This window comes from Faecalibacter macacae (assembly GCF_003687725.1).
Classification (GTDB): Bacteria; Bacteroidota; Bacteroidia; order Flavobacteriales; family Weeksellaceae; genus Empedobacter; species Empedobacter macacae.
Genome location: NZ_RDOJ01000003.1, coordinates 186607 through 209648, shown reverse-complemented (window position 1 = coordinate 209648; position 23042 = coordinate 186607). Strand labels below are relative to the sequence as shown.

The window sequence follows — 23042 nt, the reverse complement described above, 5'->3', positions numbered from 1 at the left end:
AATAAAAACTTAATATGCTAGTTAAAAAAACGTATATCTTATTATCGTTTTTATCGATGAGTTTACTTGCTTTCTGCTTCTGTAAACCAATGCTAGATAATAATGACGAGAAAGAAAAATTAGTAATAAAAAATACTAGAAATACACTTTCTTATTTGCATTATAAACCAGCACAAATTGATGATAAGTTTTCTGAAAATGTTTTCAATAAATATATCGAAAATTTAGACCCATCTAAACGTTTCTTATTACAAAGCGATTTCGATGCTTTCAAAAAAGACATTCATAATCTTGATGATTACTTCAAGACTGAAAATTTAGCTTTCTATAACCAAACAGTAGACACAATGTATATTCGTATCGAAGAAGCTGAAAAGTATGCTCTTGAAGTTTTAGAAAAACCTTTCGATTTTAACAAGAAAGAAGATTTAGTATTAGATCCGAAAAATCAACCATACGCTACTACAAAGGCTGAAGCGAAGGAACTTTGGAGAAAATATTTAAAATATAACGTTATGTTAGAAATTACTTCTATGCAAGATGACTTAGAAGGTAAAAATGCGAAAGATTCTGTAGAGATTGCTTCATCTGAAGATGAAAAACCAAAGAAGATTACTAAAGATACTCCTTTTGCAGAAATTGAAAAAATAGCAAGAGAAGATGTAAAAGATTTAATCACAGATTACTTCCGTCGTTTAAAAAAACGTAAAAGAAGTACATATTTCTCTTTATATGTTAACTCTTTTACAGAACAATACGATCCACATACTTCATATTTCTCACCAACAGACAAAGAAGATTTTGATGTTTCTATGTCTGGACAATTAGAAGGAATTGGAGCTAAATTACAAGATAAAAAAGGTTATGCTACAATTGCTGAATTAGTTGTTGGTGGACCTGCTTGGAAAGGTGGAAAATTAGAAGTTGGAGATCAAATTATAAAAGTTGCGCAAGGTAAAAAAGGTGAGCCAGTAAATATTGTCGGAATGTTATTAGACGAAGCAATTCGTTTAATTCGTGGTAAAAAAGGATCTGAAGTAATCTTAACAGTTAAGAAAAAAGATGGTTCTACACAAGATATTTCTATCATCCGTGATGTTATTGAACATGATGAAGTATTTGCACGTTCAGCAGTAGTTGCTGATACAAACGGTGACAAATATGGAGTTATTTACTTACCAGAATTCTACACTTCAATGGGAGACAAAGAAGGACGTGATCCTTCTGTTGATATTGAAAAAGAAATTGCATTATTAAAGAAAGAAAACATCAAAGGTTTAGTTTTTGACGTACGTAACAACGGTGGTGGTTCTTTAGAAGAAGTTGTTCAAATTTCTGGATTATTCATCAAAAACGGTCCTATCGTACAAGTAAAACGTAGCGATGGAATGATGAAAATTCATGAAGATAAAGACGACAACATTGCTTACGATGGTCCATTGGTAATCTTAATTAACGAATTATCAGCATCAGCATCAGAAATCTTAGCTGCTGCAATGCAAGATTACGGAAGAGCTGTAGTTGTAGGTTCGCCACAATCATTTGGTAAAGGAACGGTACAAACAATGTTACCTTTAGACCAAAGAACTAGAAGCGACGAATATGGAGCTATTAAATTAACAATCCAAAAATTCTACCGTGTAAACGGTGGTTCAACACAATTAAAAGGTGTAGCATCTGACATACCGATGGTAGATCAATTTACATACAGTGAAATCAACGAAGGTTCTCGTTCAGAGGCTTTAGCTTGGGATCAGATTGGAGCATTAAACATTCAAAAATGGAATAATCCTTTCGACTTAAATGTAATTAAAGCAAAAAGTGCTGCTCGTTTAAAAAATAATCAGCATTTAAAAATGATTGACGAAAGTATGCAGTTAGTTAAGAAATTTGAAGAAACTAAAAAAGTACCTTTAAACTTAGAAGACTACAAAGCACATCGTAAGGATCGTGAAGCTAAAATTAAAAATTTTGAAGATTTAGATAAATACAGTAATAAACTAAAAATTTCTATGAATGCTAAAGATTTAGCTACTTCTAAAAACGATACAGTATTTAAAGCAAAACGCGACAACTGGATTAAAGGTTTAGGAAAAGATATTTATTTAGAAGAATCTGTAAATGTTTTAAAAGATCTAAGAAAATAAGAATGGAACAAAACTCAGGTTCTTTTACTCAAATCGTATTAAGAAAATTAAGAAAGAGCCCTATTGGGCTCATTTCTTTTAGTATAATTCTGCTAGCCGGATTGATTACTATTTTTGCCTATTTTATTGCCTCAGACAAAACTCAAAATGCCAATAGACAAGATTTAGCTATTGCTTACGCTCCTATTGGTCACAAACAATTAACTTTAGAAATCCCGTTACCAAACTATACTGATAGTCGAAGCTTTAATGATTATTTTTTTGGAAAAGAAATTGATTCAGAACATATCAGTATTTCATCATACAAAATCAACAATGATCAATTAGAATATATTCCATATTTAGGAAATGGCTTAAACGGAGAACCTTTAAAAGTAAATTTAAAAGAATGGACAAAGCATAATATCTCTTTAACTTCAATTGAAAAAGATTTCGTTTTTGACAAAACTTATATTTTAGGAACAGATAGTTATGGACGAGACTTCTTTTCAAGATTAGTTATTGGTACAAGAATATCTTTCTTAATCGGATTTATTGCTGTGTTTATTTCTTTGATTGTAGGAGTAACTCTTGGTGCCTTTGCTGGTTATTACAAAGGAAAGACTGATAATATAATCATGTGGTTTATTAATGTAATTTGGTCTATTCCAACTTTGTTATTAGTTATTGCAATTACTTTAGCTATTGGTAAAGGATTTTGGCAAATTTTTATTGCAGTAGGTCTTACAATGTGGGTAGAAGTTGCACGTGTTGTTCGTGGTCAATTTTTATCTTATAGAGAAAAAGAATTTGTTGAAGCCGCAAGAGCTTTAGGATTTAATGATTTCAATATCATATTTAAACAAATTATGCCAAATATTATAGCTCCGGTTATTGTAATTTCTGCAGCTAACTTTGCTTCAGCTATTTTGGTAGAATCTGGTTTAAGTTTCTTAGGAATTGGGGCACAACCACCAACACCTTCTTGGGGAAATATTATCAAAGAACATTATAGCCATATCATATTAGGTAAACAACATTTAGCTATTATACCTGGTTTAGCTATTATGATTTTAGTATTAGGATTTAATATTTTCGGAAATACTTTACGAGATTTAATGGATATAAAAAATTAACAAAAAAGCGATTCAAATTTGAATCGCTTTTTTGTTAATCTAAATTGTTAATAGAGAATAACTCATTATTAATCAATTGAATATATACCATATTGTGTAAAATAAAAAGCTTTTAAATACTTATTTAACCGTTTTAATTATTTATTTTTATAATCTAAAATAGTTTTTATTTATATGGTTAAGTTTCATTTGCTTTTACTACTTACCTTCTACCCTATATTTTTATTTTCCCAAAATTGTATTTATGTTAAAGATCATAATCATAATGAATTAAATACAAATATAAATTGTGGATTTAATTTTTTAAATTCTTGCATAAAACTTCAATCTAATTTCCCGATAATAAAAGATTCTGATCAATATTTATTTCAAGGAAATCAATTTAATACAACAGGGTTATTTAATGAAGGTGAAGGAATAAAAGCTAATGATGATGACAAATTCTTAAAACGAATATATTTTAATGAAATTGGAAATAAACCATTTTCATTTAATTACTATGGATCTCCTCAGAATTCAGTCATTATTAGTTCAAATGGATTTATATCTTTTGATAATAATTATCAAGTAAATAATTTTAGTACACCTAATTTAAATGGTAGCAGAATACCAAGTAGTTATCTACCTAAATCATCAATATTTGGTCCATTTCAAGACCTAAGTTTTTCTACAAATTCCGATTCAGATATTTTTATAAATATAGAAGGGGAATTCCCTTGTAGAAAACTAGTAATTAATTTCTATAAAGGAAAAATTGTAGGTACAAATCAAACATCTACTTTTCAAATTGTTTTACACGAATTAACAAGTAAGATAGATATAAATGTATTAGAGAAACCCTACCCTAATCCTTCAGCTAGATTTAAATCAACATTATTAGGAATTACAGATTCTACTGGAAACGGGATTTCGGTTCCGAATAGAAACACTGGTATATGGGAAATAAATAATGAATCTTACAGCTTTATTCCAAACGGTAAAGATTTACAACCACAAATAATTGAATGGACAAATAACAATAATGATAATAGTATTTTTGGTAATAGTTTAAACGTTTGTGATATTACTCCGGCAATACATTCGGCAAATGCTAAATATATCACTTCATCAAATAAAGAATTTTATATTGTAAATGATCATTCTATTAATATAGAAGAAGACTATCCTATTGCAACAAATTTTTACGCAAATATTTGTGAATCTGACTATGACTTATCCCAAAATAATTTTTACAGCTCTATAAATTCTCAAGTCAATCCAGATAATTTTAATTATAAATTTTACTTAACGGAAATAGACGCTTTAAATGACAGAAACAATTATATTCCACAAAATCAAATTTTAGATTTTGAGTCAACTTATTATGTAAGAATTGAGAATAAAAGCAGTACTTCATGTTTTCAAGTAGCTAAATTAGAAATTGGTAAACCTTTAAATATTCCTAATAAAATAGAAATATGTGACAATAACAATAATGATTTAATAGAAGAATATAATCTTGAAAATTTAAATAGTAAAATTTTTGAAAACATTCCAGACGCAACTAATATCAGATATTATATCAATAATTCTACAACCCCTGTTACAACTTATCCTATAATTAATAATACTAATTTAAAAGTTGTTTTCGATACCGAAACTTGTATAAATTATACAGTTAAAAATATTTCGTTACAATTATCTCCAAGTCCAACAACATTTGTTGAAGAAATTAATTTTGAATCATATGAAAAATTATTTGATTTTGTAACAAATAATAATCCAAGTGATAGAGAACCCATTGATTGGAAAGATGAAATAAAAAAACTTAATATTCAAATTTCATCTAATCCTGATACTGATGAATTAAAAGTTTTTAAAACATTACATGATGCTCAAAATAACTTAAATCAAATTGAATATATACAAGAAGGCATTGAGGAAAATAACTACAGATACACTTGGTATTTAAAAATTGAAAACCAAAATTATGATTGTAATGGAAATTGTTATACAATAATACCATTAAACATAATTGCTAAGTTTAATAAAATCATTTTAAATATTTCTGACAAAGATCCAGACAAACCAATGGATAATCCATCTAAATATGATAATGAAATTGCTGATGTATATCTATGCGCAAATCAAAATTATACTTTAAATTTAGCTTTAGATGTAGATAGAATCTTTAAAGTAACTAACCATGACATTAAAGATTTAATGGTTACTTACCATTTAAATTATACTAGTGCAAACAATTTAAAGAATAATGGTATTAATAGCATTTTTAATGTAACAAATAATAATACCAGAAATTTTTATGTTAGAATTGCTTCTACAAATGGTAATTACATTGTAAAACATTTAAAATATTCATTTTTACCCAATATACCTCAGAAAAATTCTTTTGAAATTTGTGTAGACAATCAATTAAATTTTAAAAATATATTTTTAGAAGATTATATTTCTGAATTAATTCCTGAAGCAATACTCAATTTAGATCCTACTCCAATTATTGAATTCTATTCTGACGAAAATGCTCAAAATTTAATTCATAATTATACTTTAGATCGTACCTACAAAACTATTTGGGTAAAAATAAAATATACTCAAACTGAAAATATTTGTGAAACTATTTCACCAATTCAATTTAAACTAGTTTCAGTTGAAAATATATTAAAAAATTACCATGAAGAAACATTATTATGTGACAATAATCTTGATGGTTTAGAAATAGTTAACTTAAACGATTATTTAAATAACTTCGTAGATAATACAAATAACTACACTTTTAAATTTTACAAAAATTTCAATCCTAATACCAATGTCTTTTCTAATCAAATAAAAGAACCTACAAGTTTTACGGTTAATAATGTTGCTAAAATTTTTATTGAAATTAGTACTTTAAATCAATCTGCTGCTTGCACACAAATGGTAGAATTAAAACTAATTTTTGATCCTGAACCTATTAGGCAAATTTACATGAATAGTGAAGCTTACTTATTAATATGTAATGAAGCAAATAACCAAAATGTAACTTTTAATCTAGAAAATTCAATACCTCAGTTTTTTAATGATCTAACTGTTTATAATGATTTAATAACAAGTGTAAAGTATTACGAAAATTACAACGATGCATTTATTGGTAATTCAAATCATATTCAAAACTATAATCAATATCAATTATTAGCAACACAACCCTCTAAAATAATTTATGCCAGATTTGATAATACATACGGATGTTTTAACATCAAACCTATTAACTTATCTATTTTAGGATTTATAAAATTCAAATCAAATTTATCTTTAGATACTTGCGATATTAATTTTGATGGAATGTATGAATTTAATCCTCAACAATGGATCAACTCTGTAGTAAATGATACTGATGACTCTAACGATTTGATGACAGATTATTTTGTTAATAAACAAGCTGAATATAAATTATACTATACATTAAATGATTATATAAATGGAAATTCGATTCCACTAAATCAACTACTTATTTTAAACCCTACTATTCATGATTCATTAATAATCAGCGCTTCTATACAAGGTGGTTGCGACGATTATATCTCAATTAAAATAAATTACAATAAACCTACTTCTATAAACATTGATATAGATGCTATTTGTGATACCCATAATGATAATATTGAATTTGTTGATTTAACACAAATTGAACAAGATTACCCTAATGCAACTTATGAATATTATAGAAATTTAAGTGATATTAATACGAACAGTAATTCAATAAATAATCCTGATAATTTTGAATTAAATTTATTATATGGTAATAAAATATATGTAAAAATAACTTCAGAGTATTCGTGTCCAATTTTTATAATATTAAATTTTTATTACAACCAATCTCCTATAATTGAAATTCCTGATTTTGAAATTTGTAAAGACGAATTTATCACTATTAATCCTAATTATTTAAATTGGAATATTGTAGAATTTGAATGGACTGATGAAGAAGGAAACTTGGTTTCTAGTTCGCAATATTTAACTACGAATAAAATTGGAAGATATAATTTAAAAATAACTACAATTAACAATTGCACCTCAATTACTAGTTTTACAATTAAAGAAAAAATTGTTCCTAACTTAATAGAAATTCAAGTTCATAATAACAATATTATAGTAAAAGCAAATGGAATTGATGATAAAACTATCCTTTATTCTTTAGATAAATCAAATTGGCAAACAGATAATACTTTTGAAAATTTAGATTATGGCACTTTCAATATTTATTTAAAATATAAAGAAATCGACTGTATTGTTGGTCCATATGGCACATTAATTCCTAAATTATTCAATACGATTTCACCAAATGATGATGGTATAAATGATATATGGAAATTAAACGATTTAAATATTTTTGAAGGAAAAACAGCAGAAATAATTATTTATGACCGATTTGGAAAAATAATATTTTCTCAAAAAAGTGATATTGAGCTATTATGGGACGGAAAAATAAATGGCAAACCAATACCATCTACATCTTATTGGTATACAATAACTTTCCCTGACAATAGACGATATACTGGAAATATACATGTTATAAATAAGTAAACCCATTTAATAAAGACTAATATGGTTTAGATATTTCTAATCTAGTTTAAATTATATAAATTTATGATAAACCTAAGTTATACCTATGACAAAATTATATTTCGTCATCTTACTCAATTTATTTTTATCTACTGTTTTATCTCAAACCTGTCAATACACTAAAGACCATAATAACAACTATGGAATAACACATATAACATGTGATTATGATTTTAATAATTCATGTATAAGAATTAATTCAGAATTCCCTGCAATCACTAATTCTAATCAATACCAATCGCCACAAAAAATAGCATATAATCCAATAGGAAGTTATAATGAAGGTATATCTATAAATGCAGAAGGTGATGATAAATTTATTAAACGCATAAATTTCTCAGAAATTGGTAATAAACCATTCCTATTCCATTTTTATGGAAAAATAAGAAGTTCTCTGATTATTAGTACTAATGGTATGATTTCATTTAGAGAAGATATAAATGAGGGAGATTATAATTCAGCTAACTTAAACAATTTACCACTACCAAATAACCTTTTACCTCAAGATGCTATATTTGGTTCATATCAAGATTTGATATTCAATAAAGAAGACGATTCAGACATTTACTATTACACAATTGGTGAATATCCATGTAGAAAATTAGTGATAAACTATTATAAAGCTAAACAATTAACAAAAGATAATATCGATAATACATCTACTTTCCAAATCATATTGAACGAAAGAACAAGTATTATTGAAATTAATATTGAAACTAAACCTGAACCAAAACCTGATATGCCACACAAAGCTAGTTTAATAGGCATAAATGATTCAGGTATGAATGGAATAGCAGTACCAGGAAGAAACACTGGTAATTGGAGTGCTAATTTAGAGTCCTATATTTTCATACCAAATGGAGAAGTATTATATCCAGTTAATACTATTTGGACAAATAATATTGATGATGCTGTTCTTGAAAGTAAAAATATTGAAGTATGTGAAATTAGACCCTCTATATATACAGCTACTGCAACCTACAAATATAATGATGATGAATCTTTCACAATAAATCAACAACATCAGATAACAATTGACAATCAATTCCCTTTACCTAAAAATTATAATGAAGTTATTTGTTCAGAAAACGTTGTTCTTTCTCAATCAAATTATTACTCTGTATTAAACTATCAATCTGATCATAGATATTTTAAATATAAATTTTATTTAAATAAAAATGATGCAGAAATAAATAATTCTAATTATTTACCAATTCAGCAAAATTTAGAACCTAATAGAATATATTATGTAAGAATTGAAAACATATCTGACCAAAATTGTTTTGGAATCGCAATACTAAATTTCTCTAATTACATTGATCTTCCAAACCAAGTTAATGTTTGTGACATTAAAAATGACAATATTGAAACTAACTATAAATTAGAGAATCTAAATTGCCAACTTTTCTCCAATCTAAATAATGTTACAAATATTAGGTATTATTTAAATGGTCAGGAAAATGAAATTACAGAAATAAATTTAACAAAAGATACTAAACTTAGAGTTAAATATGATTTACCTTATTGTACAAATAATCTTTCAGAAGAAATATCTATAAATTTTGTAAAAAGCCCACAATTAATCAAATCAGAAATTGATTTTGAATCTTATGAAGAATACTTCGATATTATTACCAATATCAATCCTATCTATAATGAACCTTTTAATTGGGAAAAAGAATTAGAAAAAAGAAATATAAAACTTAGTAATGATACTAACATCATTACAGTAAAAGCATTTAAAACATATCAAAATGCGATAGCAGGTAGCAGAGAGCTTCATATAATTGAAGAAGGTGAACCTGATAAAGATTATAGATATAAACTTTATTTAAGGGTAGAAAATTCAAATCAAAACTGTAGTTATAGATGTTATAATATTGTTGAAGTAAATGCACGTGTAAAATTTAGAAGAATAATATTAAATATTAATGATACTGATCTAGACTCTCCTGAAGACAACCCACTAATTTACGACACAGAAATTGCAAATATATATCTATGCTTAACTGAAAATAATTATAATAGAAATTTATTAAACGATGCTAAAAAAATCATTAAAATAACTAGCCCTGGATTATCATTTAACAATCTTGACATATCGTTCCATTTAGATTATGATTCAGCCAACGATATTAATAATAAAGGAATATTAGATCATAATGTAATTATCAATGGTCAAAACACAACTAGATATTATATCCGCTTTGCTACAAAAAACAATAACGAATTCGTTGTTGTTGTTTTAGAGTATACAATAACACCTCCTAAACCAATATTAGAAAATGTTGACATTTGTGTAGACTACGCAATACAAGAAAAACAAATTGATTTAAGCGAAATTGTCATAAATCTTTTACCTGTAGATATATTAAACATTTCCCCTTCCCCTTTAATTGATTTTTTTGCAGACGAAAATGCTACTATTCCAATAACTAATCTAAACTTAAATCGTAATTATCAAACAATTTGGATCAAAATAAGATATACACAAACCGAAACCGATTGTGAACAAATTAATCCATTAAATATTAGAATATACTCAAATCAAGGAATACTTAAGAGTTTTACAAATGTTGATATTTATTGTGATAATAATTTTGATCAATATGAAGATATTGATCTTGAATCATATTTAAACGAATTTGTTACAATTCCTCAAAACTATGATTTCAAATTTTATAAAAACTATGATTTCAATACTAATAAATACCAAGATGAGATTGAAGAATTTAATACATATAGAGTTAGTGAATCACATAAAATTTATGTAAGTATTATTGAAAAAAACTCATTGATAGAATGTTATCAAAAATTAGAAATTCAATTAAATTTTTTAACAAATCAAAGGCCACAAATTAATTTAGAAGATGAAGCTAATTTATTCTTATGTAATGTAGTAGAATTGCCACATGTTATTTTTAATCTTGATGATAGTATTAACCAACTATATCTTGAATCTAACAATTTACCTTTTGAAAATTTGATAACTTCTGTAAAATATTATGAAGTTATGGAAGATGCAATTGAGGGTAATGAAAATTTTATTAACGATTGGAAACAATATAAACAACTTGCATTTATCCCCACAACTACAATATATGCAAGATACGAAAGTATTCATGGCTGCTACAGTATTGCACCAGTACATTTAAATATTTTAGCAAGTATTAAACTTTTTGATGATACAGAAATAGAGGTATGTGATAATAATTTAGACGGAATTTTTCAATTTAACTTCAGAGAATGGATCAATGAAAGAACTAAGGACAATGACACTAATAATGATCTTTTAACCGATCCTCTAATAAATAAATATGCTAATTACAGAATATATTTAAATCAAAAAGATGTTGATGCTGGTAAATATTTAACTGATGAACAAGAAATAAATTTCCATTTAGACCCGAATTTAAATACTACAATAATTTTAGAATCTTTAATTGAAGGTGGTTGTAGAGATAGAATCGCAGTTAGAATCAAGTATAAATTTAATGATAAATTTACTTTTGACCTAGACCCTATATGTGATAACGAAAATGATAATATTGAACCTATTGATATAACACAATTTGAACTAAATTTCAACAATAAAGAATTTAAATATTATAAAACTTTAGATGATTTAAATAACGATGTCAATCAAATTGAAAACCCAACAGATTACTATCATGATTTTACGATTAGCAATAAAATTTATTTTAAAATAGCTGAAAATGGTAACAATTGTCCTGATCTAGGAATTATTAATTTAACCTTATTAGATTCTCCAATCTTCGAAATTCAAGACTATAGAATATGTCCAGAAACCAGTATTATTATTAATCCAAATTTACTTAACTCAGAAATATACACATATAATTGGTTTAATGATAAAAATGAAGAAATCTCTCAAGATTCTACTTTAATCATTAGTTCTCCGGGAAAATACAAGTTAATAGTTACAGCTAGAAATGGTTGTAGCTATACTGAAGAATTTAACATACAAAATTTCGAATTACCCGAAATAAAACAAATTATTTATAATCAAAATTCAGCAACAATTATAGCTTCAGGAAATGGTACAATTTTATATTCAATTGATAATATTAATTGGCAAACAAGTAACATTTTTGATAATTTACTTCCTGGAATTCATAATTTCTATGTAAAAATTGAAAACGAAAACTGTGTTGTTGGACCTTTTGATGGGGTAATACCTAATATTCCAAATACTATTTCTCCTAATGGAGATAGTATTAATGATTTTTGGGTAATTAAAAACCTGCATGTTTTTAACGGGCAAAGTGCTAAATTAGAAATATTTGATCGATTTGGATTTAAATTATTTAGTCAAGAAAGCTCTACCGAATTCAATTGGAATGGAAAAAAGGATGGAAAACCTCTGCCTTCTACAAGTTATTGGTACATTATAGAATTACCCGACGGCAGAAAATATACAGGATATATCAACGTAATTAATAAATATTAAACATAAAAAAAGCCATCTTTATAGATGGCTTTCTATTTTAATCTACATTATCTATAGAATCTTTATTTGGTAATTTTATTGGATACGTTTCATGTAATCCTGATAATCTAAAAGCACTATAAATAGATTTATTTTGTTTATTTCCTAAAGCGATAATAGTGAAACTATTTCTTACATCATGTACAAAAACAGTATTATTTCCATGCCACCATCCATTGTGGTATAATAACCTTTCACCATTTTCGTATTCTAACATTCGCATTCCTAAACCATAGTTTTTATAACCTTTCGATTCATAACTATATCCTTTAAATGCCTCATCTTTTATCTTTTTTGGTAAAAATTTATCAGAATACATCGCTTGATCTAATTTTAATAAATCTCGAGGAGTCGAATAAACATTCTTATCCCCATAAGTTTTATCTAAATGATCCCAAGCCCACTTTGTTCCTCTATAACCATAAGATTCAGAAACCTCATCTTTATGTTTATCATATTCGAAGATAAATGTATTTGACATTCCAACCGGATCAAAAATCATGTATTTCATTGCTTGCGGAAAAGGCATTTTCTGAATCTTTTCTACAATTAAAGCCAACATCACATAATTCGTATTCGAATAGAAAAAACCTGTATTTACATTTCTTACAAGTCCTACTTTATGTTCAGCAAAAACATCTAAAACCTGTTGATTTGTTATTGGATTTTCTCTGTCTTCCAATTTCATATCCCATAATACATTTGCGTAATTAGGCAAACCACTACGGTGATTTAGTAAATGACGAATTGTTGTTTCCTCGTAAGGAAAAGTAGGTAAAATTGAATTTACTTTTTGGTCTAATTGAATCTTGTTTTTTTCTACAAGTTTAAGGATAGCCATACTTGTCAACACCTTCGAAATTGAAGCAATATGAATCGGAGTTTCCGCAGTAATTGCTATATTCTTTTCAACACTTGCTAAACCTGAATATTGTTCAAAAACAATTTTACCATTTTTAGCTATTAACAATCCTCCACTTACATTTGATCTTTCCCAAAATTCTTTATAAAATTTTGTAGCACTACTTTTATAATGTTCTAATTGTTCAGCTGTTAAAACAGGATGTTTTGTCTCGCTTCCCCAATCTATAGAATCGTATCTTGGTGGTGCATTTGGGTCGATCGTTTTAGTACTTTCTTTACTCGTTTCTTTTCCACAACTCGCTAAAGTTAATGCAAGAGAAACAGCAATGACACTTAAAATTTTCATTTAAATTATTTAACCAATTTCTAACTTAAGTGGCTAAATTAAATAATATTTTTTTGTGTCAACTACAATTCGATTTTTTTTAATAAAGTTTTAATTTTTCTTCGAAAGCTGAGATTTAAACTCACCCAAAATCACACTTGTAGCTACAGCAACATTCAAACTTTCTGTATTACCCTTCTTTCCAAAAAATGGAATACTTATTTTATGAGTGGTTAAATTTTCTATTTCTTTGGAAATTCCATTTGCTTCATTACCCATTACTAAAATTCCTTCTTGTGGGAGTTCATTTTCGTAAATAGATTCACCTTCCATAAAAGTTCCAAATATATTTCCATTATAGTTTTTTAAGTAATCTTGTAAGTCTATATAATGCACATTAACTCGCGAAAAAGAACCCATTGTAGACATAATTACTTTAGGGTTGTATAAATCAACAGATTCCTTCGTACATAAAACATGTTCTATCCCAAACCAATCTGCTAATCGTACAATTGTACCTAAATTTCCTGGATCACGAATATCATCTAAAGCAATTGCTAACCCTTCAAAATCTTTCAATTCTGGATTATTTGGTAGCTCACATAAAGCTAAACCAACATTTGGAGTTGTTAAATAGCTAATTTTCTTTAAATCCTTATCGTCTATTATTGTTTTTTTAATTGACTCCTCTTCAGGCCATAAGTCTTCTGTAATAAATAATTCTTTAACTTTTATTGAACTTTTTATAACTTCACCTATATTTTTAACACCTTCTACGACAAACAAATTATATTTTTGTCTATATTTTTTAGAACCTAAAGAAGTTATTATTTTTATAACGTTATTTGATAACATATTTTATGCGTAAAAAAATCACTGCAAATATAGCACTTATCTATAGCTTAACTTTAATTTTCTCTGGTTGTAGTACAACTGGGAAAGTTCCTGAAGGTGAGTACTTATTCGTGAAGAATAATTTTGAATACGATGACACAGATCCAGATATCAAGAAAAAGAAAAAAATTATTGATACTGAACTGAGTGAATATGTAAAACAAAAACCTGCAGCAAAATTTCTTGGAATCATTCCGCTATGGCAATGGGTTTACAATTGGTCTCCTAAAGAATTAGATCAAACTTTTGAAGAATATTATCGTACTGATGATAACTTAAGAAATCAAAAACTTTTAGATAGTTTATTAATTAAAAATAATCTTCCACAATACGTAGGACATAACCTTTGGAAAGAACGTTTTTTTTATAATAAAGGTGAAGCTCCAGTTTTATTAGATGAAGAATTATCTGAATTTTCAGCAGAAAATTTAAATCGACTTTTTCAGGATAAAGGATATTTCGATTCGAAAGTTAAGGTTGATTACGATAAAAATGATAAGTCTAAAAAAGCTGAAACAAATTATAATATTGAATTAGGCGAACCTTCTTACATCGAAACTTTCAACAATAAAATATCAGACAAGGATATTAAAGAATTATTAACGGAAGATCGTGATCAGTTTAATGGTATCAACTTATTTGGTAAACGAAAAATAGTTCGCACCAATTATATGTCCGAATCTAAGGTTGTTACAGGAAAACAATACAATTTAGATAACTTCGAGGCTGAACGTGATCGTATTGTCGATTTATTAAAAAACCGAGGATACTACGATTTTAATGATTCAGGAGAAGATTTATATTTTGAAGCCGATACCCTAAAAAGTAATAAACGACTTGATGTCACTTTGTTCATAGATAAATTTGTTCAGGATACTTTAGTAAAAGATAGTACTAAACAATTTTTAAAATATAATTGGGGAAACATCAACGTTTATACAGATGCAAGATCTAATAATAACATCAATTATGATTCTATTAATTCAGAAGAATATGATGGTTACACAATTAATTATATAGGCGAAAAAAAATACAAGCCTCGTTACTATACAGATGCATTTGTAATTCGACCAGGACAAACGTTTAGACAAAGACAAGAAATCCAAACGAAGCGAAATATCTTCAAAAGAGAAAATTTAAACTTGCATAAGTTCGATGTAATTCGTCGTGATTCTTTATTAGATGTAAATGTATATTTCACACCTAAAAAGAAATATGATTTAAACCTTTTCTTTGAAAGTTACGCTTCTCAGTACATGAATTTCGCAATCTCTCCCGGAGTTACGTTAACAACACGTAATTTATTTGGTGGTGGCGAAAATTTAGAAACTACTTTAAAAGGAAATTTAGGATCAGTTGATAAAGATTTTACTGACAGTGATAAATTTTTAAATGCATACGAAATAGCTTTAGAAACTCGCTTAAAATTACCTTATTTACTTGCTCCAAAATTTATAGAAAATTGGATTCCAAGAAGATTCGTTTCAGAATCATACATTCGTATGAATGCGAGTACTCAACGCAATGTTGGATTAGACCGTGTTTCTTATGGTTTCGGATTAGATATGGATATTACAAGTGGCGAGTTTCAACATAAATTATCTATTTTTAATACAGAATTTGTTAACAACTCCAAAAAAGACCGTTATTATACAATTTTCCAAGCTGATAATGATCGAAAAAACATCGTAATTGATGATTATTTCGAATATAATAATACATACCAAAATGATTATAATAATGGATTAATCACAGATGATGAAATGACCGAAATTATCCAAGAAGATATGGGATATCGAAATTCATTAACTGGAGAAAGCGCTAAAAATTATGTTGCTTTTGAAGATATGTTGTATCGTAAAGCAAGTATATCACAAAATGTATTAATCAACTCGTTTATTTATCAATTTACATACAACCAAGAAAATGCCTTCCGTACAGTTCCGAATCCTTGGTACGGATCGGCTAGAATCGAATTGGCAGGTAATTTATTAAACGCCTTAGACAAAGCTTTTGGGTTTAATAAAGGTTATGATGAATTAGGAAATGAAACCGGAATGGTATTCGGAATTCCATATTCTCAATTCATAAAATTTGATTTAGAAGTTCGTAAAAAATGGAAACTTGGTTTAAACTCGGAAGTAGCTACAAGAGGAGCTTTCGGAATTATTAAGCCTTACGGAAATACAGATTTCACTCCTTTCGTTCGTAGTTATTCAGCTGGTGGATCTAATGATGTCCGTGGTTGGTGGCCATTGACTTTAGGACCTGCAGATCGTCCTGCGATGACAGATGTTGACCGAGAAAGTTTAGCTTTCGAAAGTATGAAGTTACTTTTTAATGCTGAATATCGTTACCGAATGACTGATATGTTTGAAGTCGCTTATTTCTTAGATGCTGGTAATATTTGGTCTGTTACTAATGACCGCGCTGAATATAAATTCAAATTCGACGAATTTTATAAACAATTTGGTATAGGAACTGGTGTAGGACTTAGAATGCACATTGGTAACTTTGCTATTGTTCGTTTTGACTTAGGATATAAGCTTTATAATCCAGCATATCAAGAAGGTGATCGTTGGCAATTCGATAACTTTAATATTTTAAAACCAAGATTACACTTCGGAATTAATTATCCATTCTAAAAAAAACATATCTTTGTTTAACTAAAATAAAACACAATGAGTAGAAAATTTCCTGCCGGAGTAGCAACCGGAGCTTTAGTCCAAGAGATTATAAAAGATGCAAAAGCAAATCAATACGCATTACCAGCATGTAATGTAACTGGATCTTCTTCTGTTAATGCAGCAATGGAAGCAGCAGTTGAAGCTAATGCTCCTGTTATCATTCAATACTCAAATGGAGGAGCTGTTTACAATGCAGGTAAAGGATTAAAAGCTGAGGGGCATGTAGCAGCTATTAAAGGCGCTATTGCTGGAGCAAAACATATCCACGAATTAGCAGAAGCATACGGTGCAACTGTTATTTTACATACAGATCACTGTGCAAAGAAATTATTACCATGGATTGATGGTATAATGGATGCTAACGAAGATTTCTATAACAAAACAGGGAAAACATTATACTCTTCTCATATGTTAGATTTATCTGAAGAGCCATTAGAAGAAAATGTTGAAACTTGTAAAAGATACTTAGAAAGAATGTCTAAAATCGGAATGACTTTAGAGATGGAATTAGGTATCACAGGTGGTGAAGAAGATGGTGTTGACAATTCTAATGTTGATAACTCTTTATTATACACACAACCGGAAGAAGTTGCTTATGTATACGAAAATTTAAAATCTGTATCAGATAATTTCTGGATTGCTGCAGCTTTTGGTAACGTACACGGAGTTTACAAACCAGGAAATGTTGTATTAACACCAAAAATTTTAGACAATTCTCAAAAATTCATTCAAGAAAAATACGGAGTTGAAAAAGATGTAGATTTCGTTTTCCACGGAGGATCCGGATCAACATTAGAAGAAATTAGAGAAGCTATCAGCTATGGAGTTATCAAAATGAATATCGATACAGACCTACAATATGCATACATGGAAGGAGTACGTAAATACTTCGATGCTAATGCTGCATATTTACAAGGACAAATTGGTAACCCAGAAGGAGCTGAAGTTCCTAACAAAAAATACTACGACCCACGTGTATGGTTACGTGCAGGTGAAGTTTCATTCAAAGAAAGAATGATTCAAGCTTTCCACGATCTAAATAATGTAAACACTTTAGGATAATTCATTGGTGCAGCAATGACTGATTCTAACCCACATAAAAATAAAGAAAGTATGCCTTGGTTTATAAGACGTAAAAAGAATATCACTACTCCTACTGAGTCTAAAAAAGATGTTCAGAAAGGATTATGGTATAAAACTCCATCTGGTAAAATTATTGAAACAGAAGAGTTAAAAGCAAATTGTTATGTTAGCCCAGAGGACGATCACCACGTACAAATCGGTTCTGAAGAATATTTCGAAATCTTATTTGATGACGGAAAATACACAGAGTTAGACGCTAACGTACAAAGTAAAGACCCATTAAATTGGACAGATACACAACCATACGTTGATAGATTAAAATCAATTAAAAAGAAAACAGGTTTAACAGATTCTATCCGTAATGGTGTAGGAAAAGTTAACGGGAGAGATATCGTAATCTCTTGTATGGATTTTAAATTTATCGGTGGTTCTTTAGGATCTGTAATGGGAGAAAAAATTGCACGTGCAATTGATTATAGTATCAAACATAAAGTTCCATTTGTTATCATTACACAATCTGGAGGAGCTCGTATGATGGAAGCTGCTATCTCTTTAATGCAATTAGCAAAAGTAGAAGCAAAATTAGTTCAGTTATCTGATCACCAAATTCCATACATTACGATTTTAACGAATCCATCTTTTGGTGGTATTACTGCCTCTTTCGGATCAATTGGTGATGTTATTATGGCAGAGCCAGGTGCGTTAATCGGATTTGCAGGACCTCGTGTAATTAAAGAAACAATCGGTCGCGATTTACCAGAAGGGTTCCAAACTTCTGAATTCTTATTAGAAAAAGGATTTGTAGATATGATCGTTCATCGTACAAAGATGAAAAACAAACTAAAAGAAGTTGTTGATATGTTAATGCCTATCAACTAATTAAATTAGAGTGCAAATATTTTTTAATCTTTTTTCGATTTTAATTTGGAAAGTTAAAAATTGATTTTATATATTTGCACTCCATTTGCGAGAATAGCTCAGCTGGTAGAGCGCAACCTTGCCAAGGTTGAGGTCGCGGGTTCGAGCCCCGTTTCTCGCTCTTTGAAATAACAGAAAATATAAATTAATTTTGCCTTGGTGGTGGAATTGGTAGACACGCAGGACTTAAAATCCTGTGCTCATTAGAGCGTGCGGGTTCAAGTCCCGCCTGAGGTACTTTTTTTAAAATTAATTTATACTTTCAACACTGCGGGAATAGCTCAATTGGTAGAGCGTCAGCCTTCCAAGCTGAATGTTGCGAGTTCGAGTCTCGTTTCCCGCTCTAACTTTACTAAAGTTGGATGCCTTGGTGGTGGAATTGGTAGACACGCAGGACTTAAAATCCTGTGTCCATTAGGACGTGCGGGTTCAAGTCCCGCCTGAGGTACAAGGCAAAAAGCTCAAGAATTTATTTTCTTGAGCTTTTTTAATTTTATAACATTTACTATCCAACCTTATTTATGAAATATGCATCTTAATAACAGAATCCTAAAAATGTTTAAGATGAAAATCATAATTAATAAACCATGCTCAGAAAAATTATCACAAAATAATTACTGTTCAAAATGCGATCATCAAATTCCTGATTTATCCGCCTTAAGTAAATCAGATGCGATAAATAAAATAAAGGAGAATAATATTACATGTGGTATTTTTAATGAAGATCTATTAAAAGATTCTAATCCGTTAAAGAGTATTTACAACATCATCGCTTTATCAGCTATTGGTTTTCTTACTCCACAAGTAAATGCGATGGATACCGTCTTTAAAGACGATTTAAACTCAAATCAAACGATTAAAATACAGAAGAAGCAAATTACATTTCGATTAAATTCAAGTTCCATTCAAAACGAAGAAACATTTCGATTATTAATCAATAATAAAGTTGTTTTAGCTGAGATGAATGCTAATCAAGATTACATCATCAATTTTGATATTGAAAAAAATGCTACTATTGAAATTAGGATAGCCTCTAATCTTTTTGTAGAGGATTTGATAAAAAACTATCAATCGGATCAATTACCAAATAAAGTAATTCTTTCAAGAGAAAAATTTAATCCAAAACCAATTGTGATGGGCAAAATTATCATGAAACCAGAAAAATAATAAAAATAAATTCAATCAAATACAACCAAACAAAAAAGCTGAAGTTTTCACTTCAGCTTTTTTTATATTAATTTATGAGTAATCTCCTCTGGTCTATCGCAACTAATATGTAACACCTCGTTATTCTTTAAAGCAATCCTTAACGTATTATTAATATCAGAAACATTATAAGCTTCGCCAGACGAACTTAAATTTATCACACCCATTACTCCAATACTTCCTATATCAAAATTAAAGAAGTTTAAAGGAACTTTACGAATCGAATCAATTTCATTTTTATAAATTTCTCTTGAGGCTACAATACTTTTTAAAACATATCGATCCTCATATATCTCAATTCTTCTGTATCTCACTAAAGCTAAATAAGCAAAAAATGAAACAGCTAATATTGAAATAATCAACCCTATTATATCTTCTTGATGATAACCAGTTAATAATAAACCTTTCAAACTTTTAATTCCGTAAGTAAAAAAGATTAATAAATACATACTCGATATCAAGATAAAAACTGGATGCAATGATATATTTATACGTTTTCTCATAATTATGTAGTTAGTATAAATATACAAAAAAAGCTAAGAATATGATACTCTTAGCTTCCGTATTTTATTAATCGTTATATTTTTTTCCTTCTATTAAGCGTTTATCTGCCCAAATTGTTCCTCCAGGAATAATTGATGCAACAAAGAAAATAGCAAAGATCTTCCAAGACCAATTGTATTTTTCTTTTAAGATGTATACAAGCACCATGTATAAAACAAATAAACCACCGTGGATACGTCCCGTGTGAGTTACCCATGTAGGATCGTCAAAAATATACTTCATCGGCATTGCAAAAAAGAATAAAGCAATAGCAGAAAATGCTTCTAAATACCCAGTAATTTTAAAAAACTTCAACATTAATCTTAAATTTGGCTCAAAAATAAATGGTTTTTCTTTGATTAAAAATGATTTTTAATCATATATATTTATAAATCAATTATTTTAATCTCTAACCTTAATGATAAAAAACTTGTTCTATATCTATTCTATACTTTTATTTCTTTGTGGGATTTCCGTATCCGCACAAAACAAAACCGAATTTTATAGATGGAACGAGCAAAAAAATAGTTACGAATTTGATTTTTATACAGATAATCAAATTAAAGCTTTAGATTCATTAGCTTCAAATGGATTTTATACGTTACAAATAGATTCGATTAATGCTGATAAGGTCTATTTAAACAAAGGAAAAAACTACAAAAAGATTTGGGTTAAAAATGAAAGTATTTTCAAGAATAAAGATTTCAATCCAACCAATAATTTAGATTCGATAATCACTAAATATATCGAAGAGAAGGACAAAAAAGGATATGCTTTTACAAATGTTCAATTAATTCCGCAAGGAAATATTAATGATGAACAAAAGATTGAATTGAAGTTAAATTTAGGTGAGCTAAGAAAAATTGACGCGGTAAAATCTGTTGGTTACACTAAACTTTCTAAAGGTTATATCAAACATGGTTTAGGCCTAAAAAAAGGAAAAATCTATAATGAATCTATTCTTGCCAACGCAAGTAATGTAATGCAAAACACCAATTACCTTCAGCAATTACAAGAACCTCAAACCTTGTTTAGACCAGATTCAACTATCGTTTATTTGTACCCAAAAAAAGTAAAATCAAATACATTTGACGGAATTTTAGGTTTCGGAAATGATGATAATGGCGATTTTAAATTAAATGGAAATGTGCAATTAGAACTGAATAATATTTTTAATGGTTTGGAACAAATTCGATTAAATTGGATAGGTACAGCAAATAAAAATACCACTTTAGATATTCGAGTTAAATTACCTTATTTATTCAAATCTCCGATTGGATCTGAAACGCAATTTAAGTTATTTAAACAAGATTCTGTTTTTGTTAATTTAGATTTAAATGAACGTTTATTTTACCAAATCAATCCAAATTCAAGTTTAGGTGCAAATCTATCTTATACCTCATCTAATTATTTGTTAGACGATGAAAGTTTTGCTTCTAATTATGACGATTTTAATAAAACAGGAATTGGTTTAAGCTACGAATATTTTGTTCGTCATCCGTTTCAGTTGATGGAAGGAAAATCATTATTACGTGTTTTCGCTTCTTCAATTACTCGAAAAGAAAAGAATTTTTCTTGGTTCGAGGATATCGTAAACGAAAGTTCTCAGCAATATGAAATAGGATTAGAAACTTTCCGAATTTTTCAATTGCATCAAAAACATTACATCAAAGGTGCTGTTAATTTTAAAGGTTTGTTTGATGAAAATGATTCTTTTTCAGAAAATGAATTGTACCGAATTGGTGGTTTTGGAAGTATAAGAGGGTTTAACGAAGAAAGTATAATTGCTAATCTGTACGGAATTGGAAGTGTTGAATATCGTTTCCTGCCAAATGATGGATTTTACATCAGTCTTTTCGGAGATTATGCTTTTATCGATAACAAACGAATGGATTTAAATACAAATTTCATCAGTTTCGGAACAGGATTATCTTTTATGACTAAAATCGGAATTTTTAATTTAAGCTACGCCGTTGGTAAAACAGAAAATACACCTTTTGATTTTAAAGAATCAAAAATACATTTTGGTATTTTAAGTCAATTTTAAATCACAATCCTATATTCAAAAGGACTTATCAATCAAAAAACGTTAATTCTAATCATTTTTTCAAAAAAAGTAGGGATTGTTTCTAACATTTTAATGAAATTAGC

13 protein-coding genes and 4 tRNA genes are annotated in these 23042 nt (G+C 28.3%); 13 read left to right on the top strand and 4 right to left on the bottom strand.

The window, feature by feature from the left end; translation table 11 throughout:
- Positions 1-14 precede the first annotated feature (14 nt).
- The 4 genes from EAH69_RS03560 (at position 15) to EAH69_RS03545 (ending at position 12332) form a co-directional block, all read left to right on the top strand.
- Complete coding sequence (locus EAH69_RS03560) at positions 15-2147, top strand: carboxy terminal-processing peptidase (RefSeq protein ID WP_230466688.1); 2133 nt, start codon at positions 15-17, stop codon at positions 2145-2147.
- 2 nt (positions 2148-2149) lie between these two features.
- The gene (locus EAH69_RS03555; protein ID WP_121933806.1) at positions 2150-3262 is read left to right on the top strand and encodes an ABC transporter permease; all 1113 of its coding nucleotides are present in this window, start codon (positions 2150-2152) and stop codon (positions 3260-3262) included.
- Between the two features lie 174 nt (positions 3263-3436).
- Positions 3437-7822 carry a T9SS type B sorting domain-containing protein gene (locus EAH69_RS03550; RefSeq protein WP_121933805.1) on the top strand — a complete coding sequence of 1462 codons (4386 nt, stop codon included), beginning with the start codon at positions 3437-3439 and terminating at the stop codon, positions 7820-7822.
- Between the two features lie 85 nt (positions 7823-7907).
- Entirely contained in the window at positions 7908-12332 is a 4425-nt protein-coding gene (locus tag EAH69_RS03545) for a T9SS type B sorting domain-containing protein (protein WP_121933804.1), read from the top strand.
- A 37-nt stretch (positions 12333-12369) separates the two neighbouring features.
- Here EAH69_RS03545 and EAH69_RS03540 read toward each other — a convergent pair whose 3' ends face one another.
- Positions 12370-13581 (bottom strand): serine hydrolase domain-containing protein, encoded by a 1212-nt coding sequence (locus tag EAH69_RS03540; RefSeq protein ID WP_121933803.1) that lies wholly within the window; start codon positions 13579-13581, stop codon positions 12370-12372.
- Positions 13582-13671: 90 nt separating this feature from the next.
- Positions 13672-14415, bottom strand: coding sequence for a TrmH family RNA methyltransferase (locus EAH69_RS03535; protein ID WP_121933802.1), 744 nt, complete (start codon positions 14413-14415; stop codon positions 13672-13674).
- A gap of 5 nt (positions 14416-14420) precedes the next feature.
- Here EAH69_RS03535 and tamL point away from each other — a divergent pair, with 5 nt between their 5' ends.
- From tamL to EAH69_RS03495, 8 genes are all read left to right on the top strand, one after another.
- The gene (gene tamL / locus EAH69_RS03530; protein ID WP_121933801.1) at positions 14421-17099 is read left to right on the top strand and encodes a translocation and assembly module lipoprotein TamL; all 2679 of its coding nucleotides are present in this window, start codon (positions 14421-14423) and stop codon (positions 17097-17099) included.
- A 36-nt stretch (positions 17100-17135) separates the two neighbouring features.
- Positions 17136-18203 carry a class II fructose-bisphosphate aldolase gene (fbaA, locus tag EAH69_RS03525; RefSeq protein ID WP_121933800.1) on the top strand — a complete coding sequence of 356 codons (1068 nt, stop codon included), beginning with the start codon at positions 17136-17138 and terminating at the stop codon, positions 18201-18203.
- Between the two features lie 51 nt (positions 18204-18254).
- On the top strand, positions 18255-19103 hold the full coding sequence (gene accD, locus EAH69_RS03520) for an acetyl-CoA carboxylase, carboxyltransferase subunit beta (protein ID WP_121933864.1): 849 nt from the start codon (positions 18255-18257) through the stop codon (positions 19101-19103).
- A gap of 87 nt (positions 19104-19190) precedes the next feature.
- Positions 19191-19263, top strand: a tRNA-Gly gene (locus tag EAH69_RS03515).
- A gap of 32 nt (positions 19264-19295) precedes the next feature.
- Positions 19296-19379, top strand: a tRNA-Leu gene (locus EAH69_RS03510).
- 33 nt (positions 19380-19412) lie between these two features.
- Positions 19413-19485 (top strand) — tRNA-Gly (locus EAH69_RS03505).
- A 21-nt stretch (positions 19486-19506) separates the two neighbouring features.
- Positions 19507-19590 (top strand) — tRNA-Leu (locus EAH69_RS03500).
- Positions 19591-19706: 116 nt separating this feature from the next.
- Positions 19707-20309 (top strand): hypothetical protein, encoded by a 603-nt coding sequence (locus EAH69_RS03495; RefSeq protein WP_147439079.1) that lies wholly within the window; start codon positions 19707-19709, stop codon positions 20307-20309.
- A gap of 62 nt (positions 20310-20371) precedes the next feature.
- On the opposite strand, the gene EAH69_RS03490 is transcribed toward EAH69_RS03495, so the two are convergent.
- Positions 20372-20851 carry a hypothetical protein gene (locus EAH69_RS03490; protein WP_147439078.1) on the bottom strand — a complete coding sequence of 160 codons (480 nt, stop codon included), beginning with the start codon at positions 20849-20851 and terminating at the stop codon, positions 20372-20374.
- 67 nt (positions 20852-20918) lie between these two features.
- Positions 20919-21209, bottom strand: coding sequence for a DUF3817 domain-containing protein (locus EAH69_RS03485; protein ID WP_121933797.1), 291 nt, complete (start codon positions 21207-21209; stop codon positions 20919-20921).
- 100 nt (positions 21210-21309) lie between these two features.
- Between EAH69_RS03485 and EAH69_RS03480 the strand changes: the two genes are divergently transcribed.
- The gene (locus tag EAH69_RS03480) at positions 21310-22938 is read left to right on the top strand and encodes a BamA/TamA family outer membrane protein (protein ID WP_230466687.1); all 1629 of its coding nucleotides are present in this window, start codon (positions 21310-21312) and stop codon (positions 22936-22938) included.
- Positions 22939-23042 lie beyond the last annotated feature (104 nt).